The 26,121-nt window shown below is 73.7% G+C and carries 19 protein-coding genes and 1 tRNA gene; 18 read left to right on the top strand and 2 right to left on the bottom strand.

Features of this window, described 5'->3' with window-relative positions; translation table 11 throughout:
• The first annotated feature begins 615 nt into the window (after nt 1-615).
• The 6 genes from ACIP67_RS06500 (at nt 616) to ACIP67_RS06525 (ending at nt 7,997) form a co-directional block, all read left to right on the top strand.
• Nucleotides 616-1,227 (top strand): CGNR zinc finger domain-containing protein, encoded by a 612-nt coding sequence (locus ACIP67_RS06500; RefSeq protein WP_401688293.1) that lies wholly within the window; start codon nt 616-618, stop codon nt 1,225-1,227.
• A 293-nt stretch (nt 1,228-1,520) separates the two neighbouring features.
• On the top strand, nt 1,521-2,105 hold the full coding sequence (locus tag ACIP67_RS06505) for a sigma-70 family RNA polymerase sigma factor (protein ID WP_030167252.1): 585 nt from the start codon (nt 1,521-1,523) through the stop codon (nt 2,103-2,105).
• A 50-nt stretch (nt 2,106-2,155) separates the two neighbouring features.
• Complete coding sequence (locus ACIP67_RS06510; protein ID WP_401688297.1) at nt 2,156-2,932, top strand: anti-sigma factor family protein; 777 nt, start codon at nt 2,156-2,158, stop codon at nt 2,930-2,932.
• 199 nt (nt 2,933-3,131) lie between these two features.
• Nucleotides 3,132-5,564 carry a HelD family protein gene (locus ACIP67_RS06515; RefSeq protein ID WP_401688300.1) on the top strand — a complete coding sequence of 811 codons (2,433 nt, stop codon included), beginning with the start codon at nt 3,132-3,134 and terminating at the stop codon, nt 5,562-5,564.
• 379 nt (nt 5,565-5,943) lie between these two features.
• Nucleotides 5,944-7,362, top strand: coding sequence for an NAD-dependent malic enzyme (locus ACIP67_RS06520; protein ID WP_401688303.1), 1,419 nt, complete (start codon nt 5,944-5,946; stop codon nt 7,360-7,362).
• A 353-nt stretch (nt 7,363-7,715) separates the two neighbouring features.
• Nucleotides 7,716-7,997, top strand: a complete 282-nt coding sequence (locus tag ACIP67_RS06525) for an HU family DNA-binding protein (RefSeq protein WP_389523899.1) — start codon at nt 7,716-7,718, stop codon at nt 7,995-7,997.
• A gap of 85 nt (nt 7,998-8,082) precedes the next feature.
• On the opposite strand, the gene murA is transcribed toward ACIP67_RS06525, so the two are convergent.
• Nucleotides 8,083-9,429 (bottom strand): UDP-N-acetylglucosamine 1-carboxyvinyltransferase, encoded by a 1,347-nt coding sequence (gene murA / locus ACIP67_RS06530; RefSeq protein WP_389523902.1) that lies wholly within the window; start codon nt 9,427-9,429, stop codon nt 8,083-8,085.
• Nucleotides 9,430-9,771: 342 nt separating this feature from the next.
• Here murA and ACIP67_RS06535 point away from each other — a divergent pair, with 342 nt between their 5' ends.
• From ACIP67_RS06535 to ACIP67_RS06565, 7 genes are all read left to right on the top strand, one after another.
• Nucleotides 9,772-10,344, top strand: coding sequence for a YqgE/AlgH family protein (locus tag ACIP67_RS06535; protein WP_401689243.1), 573 nt, complete (start codon nt 9,772-9,774; stop codon nt 10,342-10,344).
• Between the two features lie 29 nt (nt 10,345-10,373).
• Nucleotides 10,374-10,655: a DUF3039 domain-containing protein gene (locus tag ACIP67_RS06540; protein WP_189941567.1), complete on the top strand. Its 282-nt coding sequence runs from the start codon at nt 10,374-10,376 to the stop codon at nt 10,653-10,655.
• Nucleotides 10,656-11,599: 944 nt separating this feature from the next.
• On the top strand, nt 11,600-13,294 hold the full coding sequence (locus tag ACIP67_RS06545) for a beta-N-acetylhexosaminidase (RefSeq protein ID WP_401689246.1): 1,695 nt from the start codon (nt 11,600-11,602) through the stop codon (nt 13,292-13,294).
• Nucleotides 13,295-13,567: 273 nt separating this feature from the next.
• Nucleotides 13,568-14,461 carry an FAD binding domain-containing protein gene (locus ACIP67_RS06550; RefSeq protein ID WP_401688308.1) on the top strand — a complete coding sequence of 298 codons (894 nt, stop codon included), beginning with the start codon at nt 13,568-13,570 and terminating at the stop codon, nt 14,459-14,461.
• Nucleotides 14,458-16,353, top strand: a complete 1,896-nt coding sequence (locus tag ACIP67_RS06555; RefSeq protein ID WP_401688311.1) for a 2Fe-2S iron-sulfur cluster-binding protein — start codon at nt 14,458-14,460, stop codon at nt 16,351-16,353. Before ACIP67_RS06550 ends, ACIP67_RS06555 begins: the two co-directional genes overlap by 4 nt.
• Nucleotides 16,350-18,659 carry a xanthine dehydrogenase family protein molybdopterin-binding subunit gene (locus tag ACIP67_RS06560; protein ID WP_401688314.1) on the top strand — a complete coding sequence of 770 codons (2,310 nt, stop codon included), beginning with the start codon at nt 16,350-16,352 and terminating at the stop codon, nt 18,657-18,659. Before ACIP67_RS06555 ends, ACIP67_RS06560 begins: the two co-directional genes overlap by 4 nt.
• A gap of 507 nt (nt 18,660-19,166) precedes the next feature.
• On the top strand, nt 19,167-20,348 hold the full coding sequence (locus ACIP67_RS06565) for an SUKH-4 family immunity protein (RefSeq protein WP_401688317.1): 1,182 nt from the start codon (nt 19,167-19,169) through the stop codon (nt 20,346-20,348).
• 134 nt (nt 20,349-20,482) lie between these two features.
• Here ACIP67_RS06565 and ACIP67_RS06570 read toward each other — a convergent pair.
• A tRNA-Cys gene (locus ACIP67_RS06570) sits at nt 20,483-20,554 on the bottom strand.
• Between the two features lie 212 nt (nt 20,555-20,766).
• Here ACIP67_RS06570 and ACIP67_RS06575 point away from each other — a divergent pair.
• The 5 genes from ACIP67_RS06575 (at nt 20,767) to ACIP67_RS06595 (ending at nt 25,799) form a co-directional block, all read left to right on the top strand.
• Entirely contained in the window at nt 20,767-22,242 is a 1,476-nt protein-coding gene (locus ACIP67_RS06575) for an MFS transporter (RefSeq protein WP_401688320.1), read from the top strand.
• A gap of 41 nt (nt 22,243-22,283) precedes the next feature.
• A complete protein-coding gene (locus tag ACIP67_RS06580; protein ID WP_385076716.1) occupies nt 22,284-22,481 on the top strand; it encodes an Arc family DNA-binding protein in 198 nt (65 codons plus the stop codon).
• 3 nt (nt 22,482-22,484) lie between these two features.
• Nucleotides 22,485-22,868: a type II toxin-antitoxin system death-on-curing family toxin gene (locus ACIP67_RS06585; protein ID WP_401688323.1), complete on the top strand. Its 384-nt coding sequence runs from the start codon at nt 22,485-22,487 to the stop codon at nt 22,866-22,868.
• Nucleotides 22,869-22,982: 114 nt separating this feature from the next.
• Nucleotides 22,983-24,800, top strand: coding sequence for a DEAD/DEAH box helicase (locus ACIP67_RS06590; RefSeq protein WP_401688326.1), 1,818 nt, complete (start codon nt 22,983-22,985; stop codon nt 24,798-24,800).
• Between the two features lie 357 nt (nt 24,801-25,157).
• Entirely contained in the window at nt 25,158-25,799 is a 642-nt protein-coding gene (locus ACIP67_RS06595; protein WP_401688329.1) for an IclR family transcriptional regulator, read from the top strand.
• The last annotated feature ends 322 nt before the right edge of the window (nt 25,800-26,121 follow it).

Below are 26,121 nucleotides of genomic sequence, written 5' to 3' on the forward strand. Positions count from 1 at the left end.
GTACCCCGCCCGCTCGGGGCCGGGTTCCGGGCGTGGTCCTGGTCCTGGTCCGGGCGGGCCGCTCCGGCGACCCCGCCCGCTCGGGGCCGGGTTCCGGGCGTGGTCCTGGTCCTGGTCCGGGCGGGCCGCTCCGGCGACCCCGCCCGCTCGGGGCCGGGTTCCGGCCGAGGTTTCGGCCCCGGCCCAGAAGGGGCCGTCGTCCGGCGCCCTCGCCCCGCTCCGGGTGGGTCTCCGTCCCGGTGCCTGGGGCCGCCTCGGACCGGCTTCTCGTCCGTGGCCTCGCCTTGCTCTGAGCGGGTCTCCGTCCCGGAGCCCCGGCCCGACGCGGACGGGCTTCCGCCAGGAGTCCCGCCCCGTTCCGGGCGGGACTCAACCCTGGAGTCGTGGCCCGCCCCGGCCCGCCCCGGACGGGTTCGGCCCGGGATCCCGTCCCGCTCCGAGTTTTGGCCCGGAGCCTCGGCTCGCCGCGGACCGGCTCCCGCCCGGGAACCCCGCCCCCGCCCCGGCGGGGCCTCCACGCACCCGCCGCCGGTACGGGGGGTTCCGGCGGCGCGGTGCACCCGGCACTGTGAAGGGGACGCTTCCCGAGGAGCTTTCCCTAGGCGGTGACCGCACATGGCGCTGGGTACGCCTCCGTCCCCGTACGACCTGCGGTTCGATGCCGGACGGGTCTGCCTGGACCTTCTCGCCACCACCCACCCCCTCGAACGGCTCGACGCGGTCGGGCCGTTGTGCGCGTGGATCGCCGGCTCGGGACTGGTGCCGCCCGGCACCGGACTGGCCCACGCGGACCCCGCCTGGCCGGGCGCCTTCCGCGCACTGCGCGGCGACGTGGGCCGGTTGGTGGCCGCCGGGCTCTCCGGCGCCCTCCGCCCGCACGGCGGCATCCGGTCCCACGAGCTCGCCCTCGCCCGGGTCAACGACGCCGCCCGCGCCGCGCCCCCGGCCCCCCGCGCCGTGCCCGGCCGGGACGGCGCGCTCGTACGGGCGCTGGACGGGCCGCCGGAGTGCGCGGCGCTGCTCGCCGTGGTCGCCCGGGACGCGGTGGAGCTGCTCACCGATCCCGCCGCGCGGGCGCGGCTGCGGCAGTGCGAGGGCGACAACTGCCCCATCGTGTACGTCGACACGTCCCGGGGGCGCCGCAGGCGCTGGTGCTCCAGCGAGGTCTGCGGGAACCGGGAGCGGGTCGCCCGGCACCGCAGGAGGGCCGCACTCGCGCGCGCGTGACGCGCGCCGGACTGCCGCCGCCCGCCCCATCTCCCCTCCGGCTGAGCAGCGTTCGGTGCGGCGACCGTTTAAGTGACGTAGCCCACACGGTGTTTGCCGTCGCCTTCCACCGGTGGCGCCCGCCCGGTCGCCGGTGTGGCGGAAACGTGAAGGAAGAGGGGCGGGAATGTGACCTCATGTCCCCCTCGTCGCGACACCCCGAAGAAATCTGTCAGTTCGGTTTGAACACGCGGCAAGCCGTTTCCGTACCGGTGGGGGAGCGACCGACTCGGGGGAACCCCCGGACACCGGAGGTGGGCGTGCGCAAGGATGCGGCCGTGGCCAATGAACGTGGATCGAGGGCCCGACATCGCATGTCCTCACAGCCCTCGGAACCCGACGAGGAGCTGATGCGCGCTCTCTACCGGGAGCACGCCGGACCCTTGCTCGCCTACGTCCTGCGCCTGGTGGCCGGAGACCGGCAACGCGCCGAGGACGTCGTGCAGGAGACACTCATCCGTGCCTGGAAGAACGCCGGACAGCTCAATCGAGCGACCGGATCGGTACGCCCCTGGCTGGTGACGGTCGCACGCCGCATCGTCATCGACGGCCACCGCAGCCGGCAGGCCCGGCCGCAGGAGGTCGACCCGTCGCCGCTGGAGGTCATCCCCGCGGAGGACGAGATCGACAAGGCGCTGTGGCTGATGACGCTGTCCGACGCGCTCGACGACCTGACCCCGGCGCACCGGGAGGTGCTCGTCGAGACGTACTTCAAGGGGCGTACCGTCAATGAGGCGGCCGAGACGCTGGGGATACCCAGTGGCACCGTGCGCTCACGGGTTTTCTATGCCCTGCGGTCGATGAAGCTGGCTCTGGAGGAGCGGGGGGTGACGGCGTGATGAGCATGTACGGGGGGTTCGGAGCGGGTGGGTCGGGTATGTCTGGCCCCATGCAGGGATCTGTGGGATCTCCGGGCCCGAGCGAACACGAGACCGTCGGCGCCTACGCCCTCGGCATCCTCGACGACGCCGAGGCGACGGCCTTCGAGGCCCACCTCGCCGGATGCGAGTGGTGCGCGCAGCAGCTCGACGAACTCGCCGGGATGGAGCCCATGATGGCCGCCCTCGCGGACCTGCCGGGTGCCGGCACCCCCGCGATCGGCGAGTCCCTGTCGGCCCGGCCCGGTCCACGGCTCGTGGAGAAGCTCGTCGGCGAGATCGCCGACCGCCGCGCCCAGAAGCGCCGGCGCGGCTTCTACATGATCGCCGCGGCGGCCGCGCTGATCGTCGGCGGCCCGTTCGTGGCCATGGCGACGAGCGGCGGCGACGAGGGAGGCGGGACCCCGCAGGTGCTGGCGGACGCCGGCTCCGCCCAGACCGCCTTCGAGACCTTCACCGACAAGGTCACCGCCACCGACCCGGGCACCAAGGTCACGGCGACCGTCGCCACCCAGGAGAAGGCCTGGGGCACCGAGGCCGTCGTCGAGCTGAAGAACGTGGCGGGCCCGAACAAGTGCTCGCTCATCGCGGTGGGCCACAACGGCGAGCGCGAGACCATCGCGTCCTGGTCGGTCCCGGAATGGGGCTACGGCCTCCCCGACGCCAAGACCGAGCAGGCCAGGAACCCGCTCTACGTCCAGGGCGGCGCCGCCCTCAGCCCGGACGAGATCGACCACTACGAGGTCTCGACCTTCGACGGCGAGAAGCTCGTCGAGGTCGACGCCTAGGACCCGCCCGGTACCCCCGCCCGGTACCCCCCGTAGGGCCCGCCCGGTGCCCCCCGTAGGACTCGCCCGGTACGCCCCGCCGCACTGCGACGCGGGGCGGCCGGGCCCGGCCCCGCGGATCCGCCGGGCGGGCCCCTCGCCTCCGGGGGCTCCCTTCGCGTACGGTTGACGGCTGCCCAGCACGTCAGAAGGGGGCCCGGTGGCCGCTCAGGCACAGCAGGAAACCGCGGTCGGCCCGGTTCAGGACTCAGTTCGCGACCGGGAGATCAGCATCGAACAGGAACACCTGGACCGGGTGTACCGCCGCCTGGAGGAGAAGATCCACGAGGCGGAGTTCCTCATGCACGACGCGGCCCGCCGCGGCCAGGTCGGCACGCCCGGCGCCCTGGCCGAGCGGGACGCGCAGGTCTTCCGCGCGGGCGTCCACCTCAACCGGCTCAACAACGAGTTCGAGGACTTCCTCTTCGGCCGGATCGACCTGCTGCTCGGCAAGGACGGCAAGAAGGGCCCCGACGGCGCCTACACCGCCGTGGAGCCGGCCGACGGCGCCATTCGCTCCGACCGCACCGCCGACATCGCCGAGACCCTGCACATCGGCCGCATCGGCGTCCTCGACGAGGACTACGCCCCGCTGGTGATCGACTGGCGGGCGCCCGCCGCGGCCCCCTTCTACCGCTCCACCCCGGTCGACCCGGGCCGTGTCGTGCGCCGCCGGGTCATCCGCTCCAAGGGCCGCCGGGTGCTCGGCGTCGAGGACGACCTGATGCGCCCCGAGCTGACGGCCTTCCTCGACGGCCGTGAGCTGCCCGCCATCGGCGACGGCGCCCTCATGGCCGCCCTCGGCCAGGCCCGCAGCCACACCATGCGCGACATCGTCGCCTCCATCCAGGCCGAGCAGGACCTGGTCATCCGCGCCCCCGCCGCCTCCGTCACCCAGGTCGAGGGCGGCCCCGGGACCGGGAAGACGGCCGTCGCCCTGCACCGGGCGGCCTACCTCCTCTACCAGGACCGGCGCCGGTACGCGGGCGGCATCCTGATCGTCTCGCCGACCCCGCTGCTCGTCGCCTACACCGAGGGCGTCCTGCCCTCCCTCGGCGAGGAGGGCCAGGTCGCCATCCGCGCCATCGGCTCCCTCGTCGACGGCGTCGAGGCCACCCTGTACGACTCCCCGGCGGTGGCCCGCGCCAAGGGCTCGTCCCGCATGCTGAAGGTGCTGCGGAAGGCGGCGCGGGGCGCCCTGGAACTGGGCCGTCCGGGCGCCGCTCCCGCCGCCGGACAGCGCGCCGCCGGACAGCTCGCCCTCGGACAGCCTGCCCTCGGACAGCCCGCCCCCGGACAGCTCGCCCTCGGCGAGGACGACGAGGACACCTCCCCGGCGCCCTCCGGACCGCCCGACCGGCTGCGCGTGGTCGCCTTCGGCCGCCGGCTGGAGCTGGAGGCCCAGGACCTCGACCGCATCCGCCGCACCGCCCTCGGCGGCACCGCCCCCGTGAACCTGCTGCGGCCCCGCGCCCGCAGGCTCCTCCTGGACGCCCTGTGGGAGCGCTCGGGCGCGGCCGGCCGGCACACCGACCCCGAGCTCGCCGCCGAGCTGCGCTCCTCCTTCGACGAGGACGTGACCGGCGAGGACGCCTTCACCGCGTTCCTCGACGCCTGGTGGCCCGAGCTCACCCCGAAGTCCGTCCTCGCGGCGATGGCCGACGAGCGGCGGCTCGGCCGCTGGGCCCGGCGGATCCTCAACCCCGGCGAGGTCCGCAAGGTCGCCCGCTCGCTGAGGCGCGACGGCCACACCGTGCACGACATCGCGATGCTCGACGAGCTCCAGGCGATCCTCGGCGCCCCGGCCCGCCCCCGCAAGAGACGCGAGCTCGACCCGCTGGACCAGCTGACCGGCCTGGAGGAGCTGATGCCGGTCCGCGAGGAGTCGCAGCGCGAACGGGCCGAGCGACTCGCCCAGGAGCGCACCGAGTACGCCCACGTCATCGTCGACGAGGCCCAGGACCTCACCCCGCTCCAGTGGCGCATGGTCGGCCGCCGGGGCCGGCACGCCACCTGGACGGTCGTCGGCGACCCCGCCCAGTCCTCCTGGTCCGACCCCGACGAGGCCGCTGAGGCCCGCGACGAGGCGCTCGGCACCCGGCCCCGCCGCCGCTTCCAGCTCACCGTGAACTACCGCAACCCGGCCGAGATCGCCGAGCTGGCCGCGAAGGTCCTGGCCCTGGCCATGCCCGGCGCCGAGTCCCCGTCCGCGGTCCGCTCCACCGGCGTCGTGCCCCGCTTCACCGCCGTGACGGACTCCCTCGCCGCCACCGTGCGCGCCGAGGCCGAACGCCTGCTGGAGCGGGTCGACGGCACCGTCGGTGTCGTCGTCGCCATGAACCGGCGCGCCGAGGCCCGGCGCTGGCTCGCCGGCCTCGGCGACCGGGTCGTCGCCCTCGGCAGCCTGGAGGCCAAGGGCCTGGAGTACGACGCGACGGTCGTCGTGTCGCCGGCCGAGATCGCCGACGAGTCCCCGGCCGGCCTGCGGGTGCTGTACGTGGCCCTGACCCGGGCGACCCAGCAGCTGACGGTCGTGTCGGGGGAGCGGGACGAACCGGACGCCGACGGGGTGCCGGACCTGCTGAGGGACTGACCGGACGGAACCGTTCCTGTGAATCCCCGGACGGGAATGGTCCCGGCGCATCCGTTTGTTAGCCTTGGTGTGGCACCGGCCCGATCCAAGCCCCCGGGCCCAACCTTCGTCGCTACGAGCGACCACTTGCCGCGAGGCGAGCATGGCGGGTCGGTGTCATCAACGTAGGGAGAGGCCCACATCCGATGTGATGTGGGCCTCTTTCGTTGCCTCTACGTTCTCTCGTATGGTGGAATTCAGTTTCCGAAAACATGTCTCCGTTCCTGCCTGGCTGTGAACAAAACCACCGCAAGTCGGGGCGGCTACCACGTACTCCGGGGTAGGTGCGACGATCGGACGGCATACCCAGCGGCACAGGTGAAAGCAGAGGAAGTCGGCCATGGCAACGGCGCCCAGCGTCTCCTACTCGATGACGATCCGGCTGGAGGTGCCCGCGAGCGGAACGGCCGTCTCGCAGCTCACCACCGCCGTGGAGTCCTCCGGAGGCTCGGTGACCGGCCTCGACGTCACCGCGTCCGGACACGAGAAGCTCCGGATCGACGTCACCATCGCGGCCACCTCGACCGCGCACGCCGACGAGATCGTCGAGCAGCTCCGCGGCATCGAGGGCGTCACCCTCGGGAAGGTCTCCGACCGTACCTTCCTGATGCACCTCGGCGGCAAGATCGAGATGGCGTCGAAGCACCCCATCCGCAACCGTGACGACCTGTCCATGATCTACACGCCGGGCGTGGCCCGTGTCTGCATGGCGATCGCCGAGAACCCCGAGGACGCGCGCCGCCTCACCATCAAGCGCAACTCCGTCGCGGTCGTGACGGACGGCTCGGCCGTGCTGGGCCTGGGCAACATCGGCCCCAAGGCCGCGCTGCCGGTCATGGAGGGCAAGGCGGCCCTCTTCAAGCGGTTCGCCGGCATCGACGCCTGGCCGATCTGCCTGGACACCCAGGACACCGACGCGATCGTCGAGATCGTCAAGGCGATCGCCCCCGGGTTCGCCGGCATCAACCTCGAGGACATCTCCGCGCCCCGCTGCTTCGAGATCGAGGCGCGGCTGCGCGAGGCCCTCGACATCCCCGTCTTCCACGACGACCAGCACGGCACCGCGATCGTCGTCCTCGCCGCGCTCACCAACGCGCTGCGCGTGGCGGGCAAGACGATCGAGAGCATCCGCGTCGTCATGTCGGGCGCCGGCGCGGCCGGTACGGCCATCCTGAAGCTGCTGATCGCGGCGGGCGTGAAGAACGCCGTCGTCGCCGACATCCACGGTGTCGTCCACGCCGGCCGCGAGGACCTCGTCGACGCGGCCCCGGACTCCGCCCTGCGCTGGATCGCCGACAACACCAACCCCGAAGGCCTCACGGGCACGTTGAAGGAAGCCGTGCGCGGTGCCGACGTCTTCATCGGCGTCTCCGCCCCGAACGTCCTGGACGGCGAGGACGTGGCCGCCATGGCCGACGACGCGATCGTGTTCGCGCTCGCGAACCCGGACCCCGAGGTGGACCCGGCAATCGCCCGCCAGACGGCCGCAGTTGTGGCCACCGGCCGCTCCGACTTCCCCAACCAGATCAACAACGTGCTGGTCTTCCCGGGTGTCTTCCGCGGCCTGCTGGACGCGCAGTCCCGCACGGTCAACACCGAGATGATGCTCGCGGCCGCGAAGGCCCTGGCGGACGTGGTGACCGAGGACGAGCTGAACGCGAACTACATCATCCCGTCCGTCTTCAACGACAAGGTCGCCGGCGCCGTGGCCGGCGCGGTGCGCGAGGCCGCGAAGGCCGCGGGCGCCACGGTGTCGTAGGGGACACGACGGATGTCGCGGCGTCGTGGGGGAGACGGACGACGCCACGGCACCACAGGGACCGGGGCCGCACTGTGCGGGGGCTGTGAGGCTCGCCACGGCGGCCCCCGGGTCGGCGCGTCGCACGACGGTGCGCTCGCGGGCGCACTCTAGGGTGGCGGCCGGGCGAAGGCGCTTTTCGTGTGACTCCCAAGGGTGTTCTGACGACTCCTGTGGGTGCCGGATTGGCTTTCCCGCCGCAGGTGGGGGCAGGATGCGTCTCTGGGCGCGAGCGCATCGGCATTCGCTGTGCCCGACATGCGGCTCCGCCGCGTGGCACGCCGCAACGGCAAGAAGAACACGGGAGTAAGAACATGAACCGCAGTGAGCTGGTGGCCGCGCTGGCCGACCGCGCCGAGGTGACCCGCAAGGACGCCGACGCCGTGCTGGCCGCGTTCGCCGAGGTCGTCGGCGACGTCGTCTCCAAGGGGGACGAGAAGGTCACCATCCCCGGCTTCCTGACCTTCGAGCGCACCCACCGTGCCGCTCGCACCGCGCGCAACCCGCAGACCGGCGACCCGATCCAGATCCCGGCCGGCTACAGCGTGAAGGTCTCCGCGGGCTCGAAGCTCAAGGAAGCGGCCAAGGGCAAGTAAGCCACCCTTTTCGAAGGGGCGGCACCCGGAGTCCGGGTGCCGCCCCTTCGGGGTTTCCGACGACCTGTGCGGCTGTGAACGTGCCCTAGCCGAGGGCCTTGCCCGGCAGTTCGACCTTCGCGCCCAGCTCCACGAGCTTCTCCATGAAGTTCTCGTAGCCGCGGTTGATCAGGTCGATGCCGTGGACGCGGGAGGTGCCCTGGGCGGCGAGGGCGGCGATCAGGTACGAGAAACCGCCCCGCAGGTCGGGGATGACCAGGTCGGCGCCCTGGAGCCGGGTGGGGCCCGACACGACCGCCGAGTGCAGGAAGTTGCGCTGGCCGAAACGGCAGTCGGAACCGCCGAGGCACTCGCGGTAGAGCTGGATGTGGGCGCCCATCTGGTTCAGCGCGGACGTGAAGCCGAGACGGGACTCGTACACCGTCTCGTGGATGATCGACAGGCCCGTGGCCTGCGTCAGCGCCACGACCAGCGGCTGCTGCCAGTCCGTCTGGAAGCCGGGGTGGACGTCCGTCTCCAGCGCGATGGACTTCAACTGGCCGCCGGGGTGCCAGAAGCGGATGCCCTCGTCGTCGATGCGGAAGGCGCCGCCGACCTTCCGGTAGGTGTTCAGGAACGTCATCATCGAGCGCTGCTGGGCGCCGCGGACGTAGATGTTGCCCTCGGTGGCCAGTGCGGCGGACGCCCAGGAGGCGGCCTCCAGCCGGTCCGAGAGGGCGCGGTGGTCGTAGCCGCCGAGCTTGTCCACACCGGTGATGCGGATCGTGCGGTCGGTGTCGATCGCGATGATGGCGCCCATCTTCTGCAGGACGCAGATCAGGTCCTCGATCTCCGGCTCCACGGCCGCGTTGGAGAGCTCCGTGACGCCCTCGGCGAGGACGGCCGTCAGCAGTACCTGCTCGGTCGCGCCGACGGACGGGTACGGCAGCCGGATCTTCGTGCCGCGCAGCCGCTGCGGGGCCTCCAGGTACTGGCCGTCCGCCCGCTTCTCGATCTTCGCGCCGAACTGGCGCAGCACGTCGAAGTGGAAGTCGATGGGCCGGCCGCCGATGTCGCAGCCGCCCAGCCCCGGGATGAACGCGTGCCCGAGCCGGTGCAGCAGCGGGCCGCAGAACAGGATCGGGATACGGCTCGAACCCGCGTGCGCGTCGATGTCGGCGACGTTCGCGCTCTCGACGTAGGTGGGGTCCATCACCAGCTCGCCGGGCTCCTCGCCCGGACGGACCGTCACCCCGTGCAGTTGCAGCAGACCGCGTACGACCCGCACATCACGGATGTCCGGAACGTTGCGCAGCCGGCTCGGCTCACCGCCCAGCAGGGCCGCGACCATGGCCTTGGGTACGAGGTTCTTCGCACCGCGCACCCGGATCTCGCCCTCCAGCGGGGTTCCGCCGTGGACAAGCAGTACGTCGTCAGAGCCGTTGACGGTCATGTATCTCGCGTTCCGTGGAGTGTGGTGGAGTGGGGCAGGGCCGGAGAGGACAGAGTAAACGCCGCGTGGCCCGCTTCAGTAAGCCCAAGCAACGCCCAGCTACGTCATAGCTGTGTCACAACACGAACTGTGCCTCATCGGGCACATGGGGTCACCACGGGCACGGCGCGGCGTCCGTGCGCCCGGACCGCATCCGTGCGCCCGCACCGCGTCCGTCGGCACGGCCGCCGCCCGCGGCGGCGTCGACGCGGCCCGGCGCGCTCCCCCCGTGACACCGCCGCCCTCACCCTCCTCGCCGCGTTGGCTCCCCATGCGGCGGGAAGATGGGGGATCATGTCTGGCATGACCGAGGTGTCCTCGCTCACAGGGCGGCTGCTCGTGGCTACCCCCGCCCTGGCGGACCCGAACTTCGACCGTGCGGTGGTGCTCCTCCTCGACCACGACGAGGAGGGCTCGCTGGGTGTCGTCCTCAACCGTCCGACGCCGGTGGGCGTGGGCGACATCCTGGAGGGCTGGGCGGATCTCACCGGGGAACCCGGGGTCGTCTTCCAGGGCGGCCCGGTCTCCCTCGACTCGGCGCTGGGCGTCGCGGTGATCCCCGGCGGCCCGGCCGTCGACGGCACCCCCCTGGGCTGGCGGCGGGTGCACGGCGCGATCGGCCTCGTCGACCTGGAGGCCCCGCCGGAGCTGCTCGCCTCCGCCCTCGGCTCCCTGAGGATCTTCGCCGGGTACGCCGGCTGGGGCCCCGGCCAGCTGGAGGACGAGCTGGTGGAGGGCGCCTGGTACGTCGTGGAGTCCGAGCCCGGCGACGTGTCCTCGCCGTCCCCGGAGAGACTCTGGCGGGAGGTGCTGCGCCGCCAGCGCAACGAGCTGGCGATGGTGGCCACGTATCCGGACGACCCTTCGCTCAACTGATGCGCAGGAGCTTCAGTACCCTTGGCGGTATGAGCACTCTCGAGCCCGAGCGCGGCACCGGTACGGGGACCCTCGTAGAGCCGACGCCGCAGGTGTCGCACGGAGACGGCGACCACGAGCGCTTCGCGCACTACGTCCAGAAGGACAAGATCATGGCGAGCGCCCTCGACGGGACGCCCGTCGTGGCGCTGTGCGGCAAGGTGTGGGTGCCCGGCCGCGACCCGAAGAAGTACCCCGTGTGCCCGATGTGCAAGGAGATCTACGACTCCATGGGCTCCGGGGGCGACGACCAGGGCAAGGGCGACAAGTAGCGCGGCGGCCGGGGCCTCGCCGGGCTCCCGTCCGTACGGCGTCCGACGACAGGGCCTTCAGGGTGCGTACCGCGCGCCCCGGAGGCCTTCGCGTCGTTCCGCCACCGCGTCCGTGGTGCTCGGGCCCGGCCGGCCGGCCCAGTGGCCGAGGCCTCTTGTGGCCGCGTGGCCGGACCCTTCGATCTCGCGTTCGTTGTGCCGGTGTTGTGCCGGTGCCGTGTCGCCGTTGTGTCGCCGTTGTGCAGGACGAAGCCGGTGCCGCGCCTGCCGCATCGCGAACCCGGGGGTGCTGATGACCGCCTCTCCGGTCCCCTTTCCCGGCCTGCTCGGGAAGGTCGCGGCCGGTGCGCGGCGACCGGGGGCGCCCGCGCCCCTCGGGGAATCCCCGCCCTCCGCGAAATGCCTTCGGTGCGTGTGCGAAGGCCGCGCATTCCGCCGTCACTTCCCCGACGGCCGCCTCCCGAGGGGCGTCGGATGATCGTCTCCGCGGTGATCGTGTTTCCCGCCGCGATCACCGCCCCGCGCTTCCGCTTTCGCCTCCCGGCCGCTCCGTCGGTCGTTTTCCCGGTGGTGCGGGTGATGCGCCCGCAAGGGCCGGGCTTCCCGTTGTTCCACCCCGGCCGGAACACCGCCCGGCCGGCCGCCCCGAGGGCGTTCGCACCGCTCCCCTCGCCCTCTCCCCGCCCTTCGCGATACCCATGGCGATACGGACTCCGAAAAGCTTCGGTAAAGGCGCGTCCGCTTCCGGACGACTTCCCGTTCGGCGAGCCGTTCGCCCCCGGCGGCACTTCCCCGCCGGCGCTTCCGACGGCCCGGCGGGTGTTCCGCCGGCCGGTTACCCGTACAGCGCGCACCGGTTGCCCGTACAGCGCGGACCGGTTACCCGTACAGCGCCGGCCGGTCTCCCGGCCGGCCCGGTGGGAAGGACCGACATGACGTCCGACATGAGCTCCGACGGGACGGGCGGCCCCGCTTCCGGCCCGACGTCCGCACACGACGTGATTCCGAGGCCGAGGGCCGTCGAGCGCCTCCCCGGCGGCGACGTCCTGCTCGACCGGCACACCGCGCTGTACGCCGGGCCGGGCACGGACACCACCGAACGCTGGCTGCGGGCCGTCCTCGGCCCGGCCCTCGGCCTGCCCCTGCGGCCGGGACCCCGGGACGCGCGCGACGCCGTACGGCTGCACGTCGACGGCACCCTGGAACCCGAGGCCTACCGGCTCTCCGCCGTCGCCGGCGGCGGCGTGGACATCCGGGGCGGCGGCGCGGCCGGCGTCTTCCGGGGCGCGCAGACCCTGCGCCAGTTGCTGGGCCCCGACGCCTTCCGGCGGGCGCCCGTACGCCCCGGTGCGCCCCGCGGCATCGCGCCCCGCACCGTCGAGGACGCACCCCGCTTCCGCTGGCGCGGTCTCCTCCTCGACGTGGCCCGGCACTTCATGCCCAAGGACGGCGTTCTGCGCTACCTGGATCTGATGGCCGCGCACAAACTGAACGTCCTGCACTTCCATCTGACGGACGATCAGGGCTGGCGGATCGAGATCACGCGGTATCCGCGGCTCACCGGCATCGGCTCATGGCGGCCCCGCACGAAATTCGGCCACCGCGCCTCACCGCTGTGGGACGACCGGCCGCACGGTGGCTTCTACACGCAGGACGACATCCGGGAGATCGTCGCCTACGCCGCCGAACGGCATATCGCCGTCGTCCCCGAAATCGACGTACCGGGCCACTCGCAGGCCGCCGTCGCCGCGTATCCGGAACTCGGCAACACCGACGTCATCGACACCACCGCCCTCTCCGTCTGGGACACCTGGGGCATCAATCCGAACGTACTCGCCCCTACTGACAACACCCTGCGGTTCTACGAGGGGGTGTTCGAGGAAGTGCTGGATCTCTTCCCCGCGGACGCCACGGAGTTCTCGTCGTTCTCGTCGTTCGTCCACATCGGGGGCGACGAATGCCCCAAGGACCAGTGGCGGCGCTCACCCGCCGCGCAGGCCCGGATCGAGGAACTCGGCCTCGCCGGAGAGGACGCGCTCCAGGCGTGGTTCGTCCGGCACTTCGACACCTGGCTGGCCGCGCGCGGGCGCCGGCTCATCGGCTGGGACGAGATCCTGGAGGGCGGCCTCGCCGACGGGGCGGCCGTGTCGTCCTGGCGGGGCTACGCGGGCGGGATCGCGGCCGCGCGCGCGGGACACGACGTGGTCATGTGCCCCGAGCAGCAGGTGTACCTCGACCACCGGCAGGACGGCGGCCCGGACGAGCCCGTGCCGATCGGCTACGTGCGCACCCTGGAGGACGTCTACCGCTTCGAGCCCGTACCACCGGAGTTGACGCCCGAGGAGGCCGGCCGGGTGCTGGGCACGCAGGCCAACCTGTGGACCGAGGCGATGGAGGACACCGCGCGCGTGGACTACCAGGCCTTCCCCCGCCTCGCCGCCTTCGCCGAGGTCGCCTGGAGCCGGCTGCCCGCCCCGGCGGAACGCGACTTCGCCGACTTCGAGCGGCGGATGGGCGCCCACTACCCGCGACTTGACGCCCTCGGCGTCGCCTACCGGCCGCCGGACGGGCCCCGGCCGTGGCAGCGGCGGCCCGGGGTGCCCGGACGCCCGCTCGACGGACCGCCCCCCGGCCGGTAGCCCCATGAAGGGGCGGCGGCGCACCACACCACACCGTCCCGGCGCGTCACGGAAAAACCCCGGCAGGATCACCGAAGAGTGGCAATCCGAGCACATCGGTGAAGATGTGTGAAACCGGTCCATCTCCCTGGTGAGGTGGGCGAATGTCTCCTAGCGGACCCCCGCGTTCGGGCGTTGCGAAGATGTGCCAGAGTTGCCACGTCCGGCCTGTCAGCACGTACCGTACGGCAACACAGGTGGGACCAGGTGGGGCAGCGGGAAGGGGCAGCCGGTTTGACCACGCACGCACCGCAGGCGGCGCAGGCCGTCACGCTGCCCACGACGTTGGACGAGGCCGTGGCGGCCCTCGCGGCCATGCCCGCCGCCGTACCCGTCGCGGGCGGCACCGATCTGATGGCCGCCGTCAACTCCGGGCAGCTCAGGCCCGCCGCGCTGGTCGGCCTCGGCCGGATCAGCGAGATCCGCGGCTGGCAGTACCAGGACGGGCACGCCCTGCTCGGCGCCGGACTCACCCACGCGCGCATGGGCCGCCCCGACTTCGCCGCCCTCATCCCGGCGCTCGCGGCCGCCGCGCGCGCCGCGGGCCCGCCGCACATCCGCAACGCGGGCACCCTGGGCGGCAACATCGCCTCCGCGTCCCCCACGGGTGACGCGCTGCCCGTCCTGGCGGCCCTGGAGGCGACGGTGGTCGTCGCGGGTCCCGGCGGCGCCCGCCGGGAGATCCCGGTCTCGCACCTGCTGGCAGGCATGGACATGCTGCGCGCCGGCGAACTCATCGGGTACGTGCGCGTGCCGCTGCTGCACGCCCCGCAGGTCTTCCTGAAGGCGACCGGCCGCACCGGACCGGGCCGCGCCGTCGCCTCCGTCGCCCTCGTCCTCGACCCCGCCCGACGCGGAGTCCGGTGCGCCGTCGGCGCCATAGCGCCGATGCCGCTGCGGCCCCTGGAGGCCGAACAGTGGGTCGCCCGGCTCATCGACTGGGACAACAACCGCGCGATCGTCCCCGAGGCGCTCCACGCCTTCGGCGAGTACGTCGCCGCCGCCTGCATCCCCGACCCGGCCCCCGCCGAGGACGGCTCGGTGCAGCCGCTTCCGCCCGCCGTACTGCACCTGCGGCGGACCGTCGCCGCACTGGCCCGACGAGCACTGGGGAGGGCGCTGTCGTGACCGACGACCAGCACGGACAGGGCACGCCGCAGGGCGGCGGACGCTGGGATCCGCTGCCCCAGGGCGACTACGACGACGGCGCCACCGCCTTCGTGAAGCTTCCCGAGGGCGGGATCGACGCCCTGCTGGCCGGACGCGGCGACAGTCCGCTCGCCGCCCCCGGCCACGGGTACGTGCCGCCGCAGTTCAACGCGGCGCACGAGGGCGCCGACCCGTCGGCGACCGGCGCGCACGCGTGGACGAACCCGGCCGGCGGCACCGAGTGGCCCGCCGCCGCGACGGGCGGCACGGCCGGCGACGACCGGTTCACCTACCACCCCGGCGGGACCGGGCAGTGGACCTTCGACGAGACCACCGCGCCCGCCGCGGAACCCGCCCCCGGCCACGACGTGACCGGGCAGTGGTCGATCCCGGTCGCCGGCGGCGACCTCCCGGACGAGTCCGGCGAGTTCACCACGTCGTCCCTCGTCGAGCAGTGGGGCGGCACACCCCCGGCGACCCTGCCGGGAGGCGCGCCCGCGCCCTGGGCGACCGGACCGGCGCCGGACGCGGGGAACACCCCGGGACAGCCGTGGGACCGGCAGCCGGAAGGCCCCGCCGGGCAGCCGTCCGACGTCTCCGCCGCCCCCGGCGCACCGGGGCACGCCCAACCGGTGGCGGACCCCTCCGCGTTCGCGCCGGCACCCGAGCACACGGCACCGCCCGCTCCCGGGCCGTCGTACGAGACGCCGCCGTACGGGTCGCCCTCGTACGAGACGCCTGCGTACGAGGGCGACCCGTACGAGACCGCGCCGTACGAGACCGCGCCGTACGAGTCCCCGGTCCCCGAGCGGGACGAGCGCGACGAGCGCACCGAATGGGACCAGCGGGACCTGGGGGACGAGCGGGAGGCCGTGGAAGCCTCACAGGCCGCCTCCGAGCCCGGTGAGGTCCCCGTGGACCCCCACGGCGCTCCCGGGGCCGCACAGGGCCGGGAAACGGCCCGCACGGCCCACGGAGCCGCACACCCGACGGCGGACCCGGTCGGCGCCGAACCGGTCGGTGCCGAGCCGCCCTTCGACGGACCCGGCCCGGCCGGGGCCCCCGAGGCGCCGGCCGACGCCGACCCCGCCGGCGCCCCGCACGACGGGCACGAGGACGCTCCCGGCGACGAGGCCGCCCCCGGCTCCGAAGCCGCCCCGCACGGGGACGGCGCCGGAGCGGAGGACGCCGCCGAGGCCGCCCCCGACGCCCCGCCCCTCCACGACGACCACCCCCTCGCCTCCTACGCGCTGCGCGTCAACGGCTCCGACCGCCCGGTCACCGACGCCTGGATCGGCGAGTCGCTGCTCTACGTGCTGCGCGAGCGGCTCGGCCTCGCGGGCGCCAAGGACGGCTGCTCGCAGGGCGAGTGCGGGGCCTGCAACGTCCAGGTCGACGGGCGGCTCGTCGCCTCCTGCCTGGTGCCCGCCGTGACCACCGCCGGCAGCGAGATCCGCACGGTCGAGGGCCTGGCCGTCGACGGGCAGCCCTCCGACGTGCAGCGGGCGCTCGCCCGGTGCGGGGCCGTGCAGTGCGGCTTCTGCGTGCCCGGCATGGCGATGACCGTGCACGACCTGCTGGAGGGCAACCCCGCGCCCACCGAACTGGAGGCCCGCCAGGCCCTGTGCGGCAACCTGTGCCGTTGCTCCGGCTACCGGGGCGTCCTGCGGGCCGTCCAGGACGTCGTCGCCGAACGCGAGGCGCACGCCGCCGCCGAGGCCGACACGGACGGCGACGAGGCCCGCATCCCGCACCAGGCGGGCCCGGGCGCCGGCGGCGTCAACCCGTCGGCGTTCGAGAACCCGGCACAACCGCACCCGAACGACCCGGTGTACGGACACGGACAGGGCCAGGACGGAGGCCAGGCGTGAGCAACGAAGCAGCCACCGCGACGGCGCCCGCGGAGGCCGCCCCCGCCCCCGAGCCGATCCCGCACGGCCTCGGCGCGTCCCTGCCGCCCGCCGACGCCCGCGCCAAGACGGAGGGCACCTTCCCCTACGCGGCCGACCTGTGGGCCGAGGGCCTGCTGTGGGCGGCCGTGCTGCGCTCCCCGCACGCGCACGCGCGCATCGTCTCCATCGACACCTCCCACGCGCGCGAGATGCCCGGCGTACGGGCCGTCGTCACCCACGAGGACGTGCCCGGCAGCCCGCTGCACGGACGCCGCACGGCCGACCGCCCGGTGTTCGCCTCCGAGGTCGTACGCCACCACGGCGAGCCCATCGCGGCCGTCGCCGCCGACCACCCCGACACCGCGCGGATGGCCGCCGCGGCCGTCATCGTCGAGTACGAGGTGCTCGACCCGGTCACCGACCCGGAGCAGGCCTTCGAGGCGGAGCCCCTCCACCCCGACGGCAACCTGATCCGGCACATCCCGCTGCACCACGGCGACCCCGCCGCGTCCGGCGAGGTCGTCGTCGAGGGCCAGTACCGCATCGGCCGCGCCGACCCCGCCCCCATCGGCGCCGAGGCCGGCCTCGCGGTGCCCCGCCCCGACGGCGGAGTGGAGCTCTACGTGGCCTCCACCGACCCGCACACCGACCGCGAGGCCGCCGCCGCCTGCTACGGCCTCTCACCCGATCGGGTGAAGATCGTCGTGACGGGGGTGCCGGGCGCCACCGCCGACCGCGAGGACCAGGGCTTCCAGCTCCCGCTCGGCCTGCTGGCCCTGCGGACCGGCTGCCCGGTGAAGCTGACGGCGACCCGCGAGGAGTCCTTCCTCGGCCACGCCCACCGCCACCCCACCCTCCTGCGGTACCGCCACCACGCGGACGCCGAGGGCAAGCTGGTCAAGGTCGAGGCGCAGATCCTGCTCGACGCGGGCGCCTACGCCGACACCTCCGCCGAGGCCCTGGCCGCCGCCGTCTCCTTCGCCTGCGGTCCGTACGTCGTCCCCAACGCCTTCATCGAGGGCTGGGCCGTCCGCACCAACAACCCGCCCTCCGGCCACGTCCGCGGCGAGGGCGCGATGCAGGTCTGCGCCGCCTACGAGGCGCAGATGGACAAGCTGGCCAAGAAACTCGGCGTCGACCCGGCCGAACTGCGGCTGCGCAACGTCATGGCCACCGGTGACGTCCTCCCGACCGGCCAGACCGTGACCTGCCCGGCGCCGGTCGCCGAACTCCTCCAGGCCGTCCAGGAGTTCCCGCTGCCGGCCCTGCCGAAGGACACCCCGGAGGAGGACTGGCTGCTGCCGGGCGGCCCCGAGGGCGCGGGCGAACCCGGCGCGGTGCGCCGGGGCGTCGGCTACGGCCTGGGCATGGTGCACATGCTGGGCGCGGAGGGCGCCGACGAGGTCTCCACGGCCACGGTCAAGGTCCAGGACGGCGTCGCGACGGTGCTCTGCGCGGCGGTGGAGACCGGCCAGGGCTTCACCACGCTGGCCCGCCAGATCGTCCAGGAGACCCTCGGCATCGACGAGGTGCACGTCGCCCCCGTGGACACCGACCAGCCCCCGGCCGGCCCGGGCTGCCGCGGCCGCCACACCTGGGTCTCCGGCGGCGCGGTGGAACGCGCGGCGAAGATGGTCCGTACCCAGCTCCTCCAGCCCCTGGCCCACAAGTTCGGCATGTCCACCGAACTGCTCCAGATCACCGACGGCAAGATCACCTCCTACGACGGCGTCCTGTCGACCACCGTCACCGAGGAGCTCGTCGGCAAGGAACTGTGGGCCACGGCCCAGTGCCGCCCGCACCCGACCGAGCCGCTGGACGGCGCCGGCCAGGGCGACGCGTTCGTGGGCCTCGCCTTCTGCGCGATCCGCGCGGTCGTCGACGTCGACATCGAACTGGGCTCGGTACGGGTCGTGGAGCTGGCGGTCGCCCAGGACGTGGGCCGGGTGCTCAACCCGGCGCAGCTGGACGCGCGGATCGAGGCGGGCGTCACCCAGGGTGTCGGCATCGCCCTCACCGAGAACCTCCGCACCCCGCGCGGCCTGGTCCGCCACCCCGACCTCACCGGGTACGCGCTCCCGACGGCCCTGGACGCGCCCGACATCCGCATCGTCAAACTCGTCGAGGAGCGCGACGTGGTCGCGCCGTTCGGCGCCAAGGCGGTCAGCGCGGTCCCGGTCGTGACCTCACCGGCGGCCATCGCCTCGGCCGTACGCGCCGCGACGGGCCGCCCGGTCAACCGGCTGCCGATAAGGCCGCAGGCGGCGGTGGTCACGGGCCAGTGAGCGGGCCCCCGTCGGGAACGGGGCGGTGCTCACCACCGGGTGACGGCGTCCGGCGAACCGGCGGTCGCGCGGGCCCCGGCGCCGTCGGCCTCCCGCGGGCGGCGCACGTGCGCGCGGGGACGCCTTCCGCCGGACGGCCGTTTCCGGCCGTTTCCGGCCGTCTCCGGCCCCGAGGAGTACGTGCCCGGCGCCGGCGGGGAGGGCCGGCCGGGGGGATGACGGGTGTCCCGGCGGCGGCCGGACGGTGCGGGACCTCGGCACGGAGCCGCGCACCCGCATCCGCACCCGCACCCCGCGCCTCGGGCCGAGGGCGGCCACCACTTGGTGGACCGTGGGGGAGACGGTCGAGACGATTCGCGTGGGACGGGAACGCGCGGGGGCCGTCCGGCGTCTTCTCGTGCGGGGCCCGTTGTCAGTGGTGCCGCGTAGTGTTCGGGGCAGTGGAACAGCGGCGGGCCGGGGGCCCGCCGTCGGAGACGGCACACACACTTCACGCACGGGGGACCGATGGGCACGACCGGGACCGCCGCCGGTGCGGCGGTGATCACCTTCACCGAGGCCGAGCTGGATCCGTACGTCACCCACGCGCCGACGCGCCGCTGGCTGACCGGCCCCGGACTGCCGGGCGTCGGCGAGCTGCTGACGTTCGACGCGCTGCGCGCGGACGGCCTGCGCACGGTGGCCGACTCCACTGGCGACCCGGAGGGCCGCCTCGCGCCCGGCCTGCGCGACCAGCTCGTCATCGGCGGCCTGACCGGCCCCGACGGCCCCGTGACGGAGTCGGTGCTGCTCGACGGCGCCACCGGCGAGGTCACGACGACGTACTTCTTCCACGACCGCCCCGACCTGATGGACCGCCGGCCGCTCGCGCCGTCCCTCCAGACGCTGGTGCGGTTCGCCACGGCCGCCGACGAACTGGCCGCACTGCGCGGCCAGTTCGCGGCCTACGCGGGCCGGTGCGGACCCGAGGTGGTGGCGGAGGCGACCGGCCGGCTGCTCGCCCTGTACGAGGCCGGCTCGGACGGCGAGGTGCCCCCGTTCTGGCGGCTGGCCGCGGTGGTCCGCCCCCTGGCCCTCATCGCGGGCCCCGGCACCCGGTCCGACCTGGCCCTGGACCTCCCGCCCCGCCTCCTGGACGAGGAGTTCGGCGCCCGCGCCGTCGTCCGCTTCGAGGACGTCGACTTCCCGGCCGCGCTCACCCACGAGCCGACCCGCCGCTTCCTGCGGGAGGTGGGCCTGCCGGAGGAGTGCGTCTGGTTCACCCTGGACACCGACGCCCCCCTGCCCACCCTCACCGAGCACCGGGCGGACGACCCGGACGCCGCCCTCCCCGTCGGCGCGGCCCGTCTGATCCGCCTCGGCTACCTCGCCGAGGACACCAGCCTCGTCGTCGACGGCGCCACGGGCGCGGTCCTCTCCTGGAGTGAGCCGGACGCCACCCTGCGCCCCCTGAACGCCGACGTCTCGACCCTCGCGTTCACCCTCTGGCTGATCCACCGCGAACGCGCCCTCGACGCCGACCACGCCCTCACCGAGGCCTACGACCAGCTGGCCGCCACCATGACCCGCACCCTGGCCGCCCTCGACCCCCTGGCCTGCGACCCGACCCCGTCGACACCGGGCGACGACGGGTGGCGGTACTGGCCGGAGATGTTCGAGGACGAGGCGGGCGGAGGGCTGTACGCGTAGCCGGACGGGGCCGACGGCTGCCGGGGAGGGAGCACGCGAGCGTCCCCTGTACCGGCCGACCCGGCCGGACGACCGGAAGGGTGGCACCCCTCCCGGGGTACCACCCTTCTGTTCTTCCCTGGTCGCAACACCAGAGGCCGTGGCGGGAATTGAACCCACGTACCTCGCTTTGCAGGCGAGTCCCTAAGCCACTCGGGCACACGGCCGTTCATCGGTTCCACCGGGTGGTGTGCCCTGCCGAACCGCGTGACACGACCGTAGAGCGGGGGCGGGTGGGGGCTCAAGGGGGGCGTGCGGGCTGCAATGCGACTGCCACACGGCGTTCATGAAACGGGGGCGGTCGTAGGACCAACGGACCAGCTGAGGGCCCGCCTCCGGACAGGGGTCACGGTCGGTTGCGGGCCTTACTCTGGCGGGCATGGCCGCCCTCGAACCCCGCGACACCGGTGTCGCAGACGACTCCCCGACGACCGCCGGTCCCACCCCGCCCCCGTCACCATCCCCGTCCTCCGGCGACACCGTCCTCGGGCGCTCCTACCGGTCCCTGAGCATCGGGATCGTCTCCGTCGTCCTCCTGATCGCCTTCGAGGCGACCGCCGTGGGCACGGCGATGCCCGTGGCGGCACGGGAGCTGGACGGGGTGTCGGCGTACGCGTTCGCGTTCTCCGGGTACTTCACGACCAGTCTGTTCGCCATGGTGCTGGCGGGGCAGTGGTCCGACCGGCGGGGGCCGCTGGGCGCGCTGACCAGCGGCATCGCCGCCTTCGCCGCCGGGCTCCTGCTGTCCGGGACCGCCGGGACGATGGGGCAGTTCGTCCTCGGGCGGGCCGTGCAGGGGCTCGGCGGGGGACTCGTCATCGTCGCCCTGTACGTCGTCGTCGGGCGGGCCTATCCCGAGCGGTTGCGGCCGGCGATCATGGCGGCGTTCGCGGCGTGCTGGGTGGTGCCGTCCGTCGTGGGGCCGCTCGCCGCGGGCGCGGTGACCGAGCACCTGGGGTGGCGGTGGGTGTTCGTGGGGATTCCGGTGCTGGTCGTACTGCCGCTCGCGCTCGCGCTGCCCCAGATACGGCGGCGGGCGGGCGGCCCGGTCGACGGGGCCGCGGGCGCCACGCCCGACCGGCGCCGCATCCGGCTCGCGCTCGGCATCTCCCTCGGCGCCGGCCTGCTCCAGTACGCCGCCCAGGACCTGCGGCCGCTGTCCCTCCTCCCCGCCGTCGCGGGCGCCGCGCTGCTCGTGCCGGCCGTCCTCGGACTTCTCCCGCGCGGCACCTGCCGGGCGGCCCGCGGACTGCCCTCGGTGGTGCTGCTGCGCGGGCTCGCCGCGGGCTCCTTCGTCGCCGCCGAGTCCTTCGTGCCGCTGATGCTGGTCACGCAGCGGGGCCTCAGCCCGACGCTCGCCGGGTTCTCGCTCGCGGCCGGCGGGGCGACCTGGGCGCTGGGTTCGTGGGTGCAGTCCCGGCCGCGGGTGGAGCCGTACCGGGAGCGGCTGATGACCGTCGGCATGGTGCTGGTGGCGGCCGCCATCGCTGCCGCGCCCAGTGTGCTGATCGACGCCGTGCCCGCCTGGACGGTGGCCGTCGCCTGGGGCTTCGGCTGTTTCGGCATGGGCCTGGTGATCTCCTCCAGCAGCGTGCTCCTGCTCCAGATGTCCGCCCCCGAGGAGGCCGGCAGCAACTCCGCCGCCCTCCAGATCTCGGACGCGCTGTCCAACGTCCTGCTGCTGGCGGCGGGCGGCGCCGCCTTCGCCGCGCTGGGCGGCGGCACGGTCACCCACGCGGCCGCCGACGCCTCCGGCTCCCACCCGGCGGCCTTCGCGGCCGTCTTCCTGCCGATGGCGGGGGTGGCGCTGGCGGGGGCCTGGGTGACGACCCGGTTGCGGACCGTGAAAAGATAGTACCAGAATGGCCCCACCGATGGTACCGTTCTGGTATGGCTATGAATCTCCGTCTCCGTGACGACCAGCAGGAAGCGCTCAGGCTGCGGGCCGAGGAGGAGGGGCGCAGTATGCACGCGATAGTGCTGCAGGCGATCGACCGGTATCTGGAGCAGGAGGCGGACCGGACCACGGTGCGACGCTTGGGGGCGAAGTACGCGGCAGCTCACGCGGACCTGCTGCGGCGGCTGGGGGAGTAACGGGTGAAGTACCTGACTGTCCAGGAGGTCCTGGATCTGGCCGAGCTGGCGTGCGGCGGGCAGGAGGTCGCCGTCCGCGACCTCGGCCTGCTCAGCTCGGCTGTGCACCGTCCCCGGTCCCAGATGTTCGGTGTCGAGGCGTACACGGACCCGTTCGAGAAGGCCGCCGCGCTGCTCCAGTCGCTTGCCGTCAACCACCCCTTGGTGGACGGCAATAAGCGCATGGCGTGGATGTCCACCGTCGTCTTCCTCGATTTCAACGGCACGGAGATGGTCGGTGTCGACCAGGACGAGGCGTACAAGCTCGTCATCGAGGTGGCGTCGGGCAGCCTGGAAGACGTGGGGATGATCGCCCGGCGGCTCAGAGCTTTGCACGACGCGATGTGAGCTGTCTCCCATCCCGGCACGCCCCGGCCTCGTCCGCGCGAGGGCGGGGCCGGGCCGCCGGTAGGGTGGCCCGGTTGTCATACGTAGCCGAGACCGACCCCCGAACCGGAGACCGTGACTACCACCGCCGCCTCCTCCCCCTCCACCGCCGCTTCCACCTCCCACCACCTGTCACCCGCCTTCCCCGGCCGCGCCCCCTGGGGCACCGCCAGCAAGCTGCGGGCCTGGCAGCAGGGGGCGATGGAGAAGTACATCCAGGAGCAGCCGCGCGACTTCCTCGCCGTCGCCACCCCCGGCGCCGGCAAGACGACCTTCGCGCTGACGCTCGCGTCCTGGCTGCTGCACCACCACGTCGTGCAGCAGGTGACCGTGGTCGCACCGACCGAGCACCTGAAGAAGCAGTGGGCCGAGGCGGCGGCGAGGATAGGCATCCGGCTGGACCCGGAGTACAGCGCGGGACCGCTCAGCAGGGACTACCACGGCGTCGCGGTGACGTACGCGGGCGTCGGCGTACGGCCGATGCTGCACCGCAACCGCAGCGAGCAGCGCAAGACGCTCGTCATCCTCGACGAGATCCACCACGCCGGTGACTCCAAGTCGTGGGGCGAGGCCTGCCTGGAGGCGTTCGAGCCGGCCACGCGGCGGCTCGCCCTCACCGGTACGCCGTTCCGCTCCGACACCAACCCCATCCCCTTCGTGACGTACGAGGAGGGCAACGACGGGATCCGGCGGTCGTCCGCCGACTACACGTACGGCTACGGGTCCGCGCTGGCGGACAACGTCGTGCGGCCCGTGATCTTCCTTTCCTACAGCGGCAACATGCGCTGGCGGACCAAGGCCGGCGACGAGATCGCCGCTCGGCTCGGCGAGCCGATGACGAAGGACGCGATCAGCCAGGCCTGGCGTACGGCCCTCGACCCGCGCGGCGACTGGATGCCGAGCGTGCTGCGCGCCGCCGACCAGCGGCTGACGGAGGTCCGCAAGGCGATCCCGGACGCGGGGGCGCTGGTGATCGCCTCCGACCAGGACTCCGCGCGCGCCTACGCCAAGCTGATCCGCGAGATCACGGGGACGAAGGCGACCCTCGTCCTCTCCGACGACGCCGGCGCGTCCGACCGCATCGACGAGTTCAGCGGCAACACCGACCGGTGGATGGTCGCGGTGCGGATGGTGTCCGAGGGCGTCGACGTGCCGCGGCTCGCGGTCGGGGTGTACGCCACCACCATCTCCACCCCGCTCTTCTTCGCGCAGGCCGTCGGGCGTTTCGTACGGTCGCGGCGGCGCGGCGAGACCGCGTCCGTGTTCCTGCCGACCGTCCCCGACCTGCTCGGCTTCGCCAACGAGATGGAGCGCGAGCGCGACCACGTCCTCGACAAGCCCAAGAAGGAGGGCGGCGAGGAGGACCCGTACGCCGAGTCCGAGAAGGAGATGGACGAGGCGAACCGGGAGCAGGACGAGGACACCGGCGAGCAGGACATGCTGCCCTTCGAGGCGCTGGAGTCCGACGCCGTCTTCGACCGCGTCATGTACAACGGGGCCGAGTTCGGCATGCAGGCCCACCCGGGCAGCGAGGAGGAGCAGGACTACCTCGGCATCCCGGGGCTGCTGGAGCCCGAGCAGGTGCAGCTGCTGCTCCAGAAGCGGCAGGCCAAGCAGATCGCGCACAGCAAGAAGAAGCCGGACACCGAGGCCGACCTGCTGGAGCTGCCCGCCGAACGGCGGCCGGTCGTCTCCCACAAGGAGCTGATGGAGCTCCGCCGGCAGCTCAACACGATGGTCGGCGCCTACGTCCACCAGAGCGGCAAACCGCACGGGGTGATCCACACCGAGCTGCGGCGGGTGTGCGGGGGGCCGCCGAGCGCCGAGGCGACGGCGGGCCAGCTGCGGCAGCGGATCGCCAAGGTCCAGGAGTGGGCGACCCGGATGGCGTGACGTCCCGGGGGCGGTGGGCGGTGGGCGGTGGGGCGGTGGCGGGAATGCCGCCTTTGCCTGACCGGCCCCGGCGCCCAGGGTGTGTGCTGTACGTATCGGGACAAACACAGGTAGTCCCATCCGGCCGATGACCGGATTCTGGACGGAGCCTTCCGCTCAGCGAACCGGCTTCGCTACTGTCCCGCTACGCACACGCCCCGTGGCAGCGCCGCCGCGGAGCGCAGCCGTGAAGCGACCAGGCCCGGACAAGCCGGGCCCACCTGCCGATCGGCGGCCTCTGAAGCGCGTCTCCGACGGGACTCGGTGACGCAACCGCCGCGAGAGGGCCGCCGACCTCACCACTAAGGAGTGGGCGTCGTGACCGCGGAGACCTCCCAGACGCTCGACCGAGGGCTGCGGGTCCTCAAACTGCTGGCCGATACCGACCACGGGCTGACCGTCACCGAGCTTTCCCACCGACTGGGCGTGAACCGGACCGTCGTGTACCGGTTGCTCGCCACGCTGGAGCAGCACGCACTCATACGGCGTGACCTGGGCGGACGGGCCCGGGTCGGGCTGGGGGTGCTGCGGCTGGGCCGGCAGGTGCATCCGCTGGTACGCGAGGCGGCGCTGCCGGCGCTGCGGTCGCTGGCCGACGACATAGGCGCGACCGCCCATCTGACCCTGGTCGACGGGACGGACGCGCTGGCCGTCGCCGTGGTGGAGCCGACGTGGACGGACTACCACGTGGCGTACCGGGCCGGGTTCCGGCACCCGCTGGACCGGGGGGCGGCGGGCAAGGCGATACTCGCCGCGCGGCACCGGGCGCTGGAGGACCCCGGGTACGCGCTGACCCACGGCGAACTGGAGGCGGGGGCGAGCGGTGCGGCCGCGCCGCTGCTGGGGGTGACGGGGGTCGAGGGCAGTGTGGGAGTGGTGATGCTGGCCGAGGCGGTGCCGGAGCGGGTCGGGCGGCGGGTGGTGGACGCTGCTCGGGAGGTGGCGGAGGCGTTGCGCTAGCGCTGGGCGCTGGGCGCTGTGCCTGGGCGCGGGGTGCGCGGTGTCGGTGTGGGGGTGAGGGCTGTGGGACGGTCGGCCCTCGCGTGAGGTGCGGCCGGTGGGGGTGCGGGCCGGTAGGGTGCGCAGCCCGGCGCCGCGGGGTGCCTCCCCCACTCTCGGCTTCGCTCGAGCGGGGGCCTCCATCGCCCACCCGTGCCGCCCTGCGGCGCGACTGCCCGCGGCTCGGCACGCCGCGGGGTGCTGCCGCGCCCATCCCTGCGGCGCGACTGTCCGCGGCTCGGCTGTGTCGGGTGGGCCCGGTCGTCGTGCTGCCTGGGGCACG

This window comes from Streptomyces sp. NPDC088812 (assembly GCF_044750285.1).
GTDB lineage: Bacteria > Actinomycetota > Actinomycetes > Streptomycetales > Streptomycetaceae > Streptomyces.

What these genes read in the sequence shown, in the direction of transcription:
- ACIP67_RS06540 (WP_189941567.1), top strand. Translation starts at nt 10,374, where the DNA reads ATGAGCACTCTCGAGCCCGAGCGCGGCACCGGTACGGGGACCCTCGTA.
- ACIP67_RS06575 (WP_401688320.1), top strand. Translation starts at nt 20,767, where the DNA reads ATGGCCGCCCTCGAACCCCGCGACACCGGTGTCGCAGACGACTCCCCG.
- ACIP67_RS06500 (WP_401688293.1), top strand. Translation starts at nt 616, where the DNA reads ATGGCGCTGGGTACGCCTCCGTCCCCGTACGACCTGCGGTTCGATGCC.
- ACIP67_RS06510 (WP_401688297.1), top strand. Translation starts at nt 2,156, where the DNA reads ATGCAGGGATCTGTGGGATCTCCGGGCCCGAGCGAACACGAGACCGTC.
- ACIP67_RS06535 (WP_401689243.1), top strand. Translation starts at nt 9,772, where the DNA reads ATGACCGAGGTGTCCTCGCTCACAGGGCGGCTGCTCGTGGCTACCCCC.
- murA (WP_389523902.1), bottom strand. Translation starts at nt 9,429, where the DNA reads ATGACCGTCAACGGCTCTGACGACGTACTGCTTGTCCACGGCGGAACC.
- ACIP67_RS06525 (WP_389523899.1), top strand. Translation starts at nt 7,716, where the DNA reads ATGAACCGCAGTGAGCTGGTGGCCGCGCTGGCCGACCGCGCCGAGGTG.
- ACIP67_RS06545 (WP_401689246.1), top strand. Translation starts at nt 11,600, where the DNA reads ATGAGCTCCGACGGGACGGGCGGCCCCGCTTCCGGCCCGACGTCCGCA.
- ACIP67_RS06580 (WP_385076716.1), top strand. Translation starts at nt 22,284, where the DNA reads ATGAATCTCCGTCTCCGTGACGACCAGCAGGAAGCGCTCAGGCTGCGG.
- ACIP67_RS06565 (WP_401688317.1), top strand. Translation starts at nt 19,167, where the DNA reads ATGGGCACGACCGGGACCGCCGCCGGTGCGGCGGTGATCACCTTCACC.
- ACIP67_RS06520 (WP_401688303.1), top strand. Translation starts at nt 5,944, where the DNA reads ATGGCAACGGCGCCCAGCGTCTCCTACTCGATGACGATCCGGCTGGAG.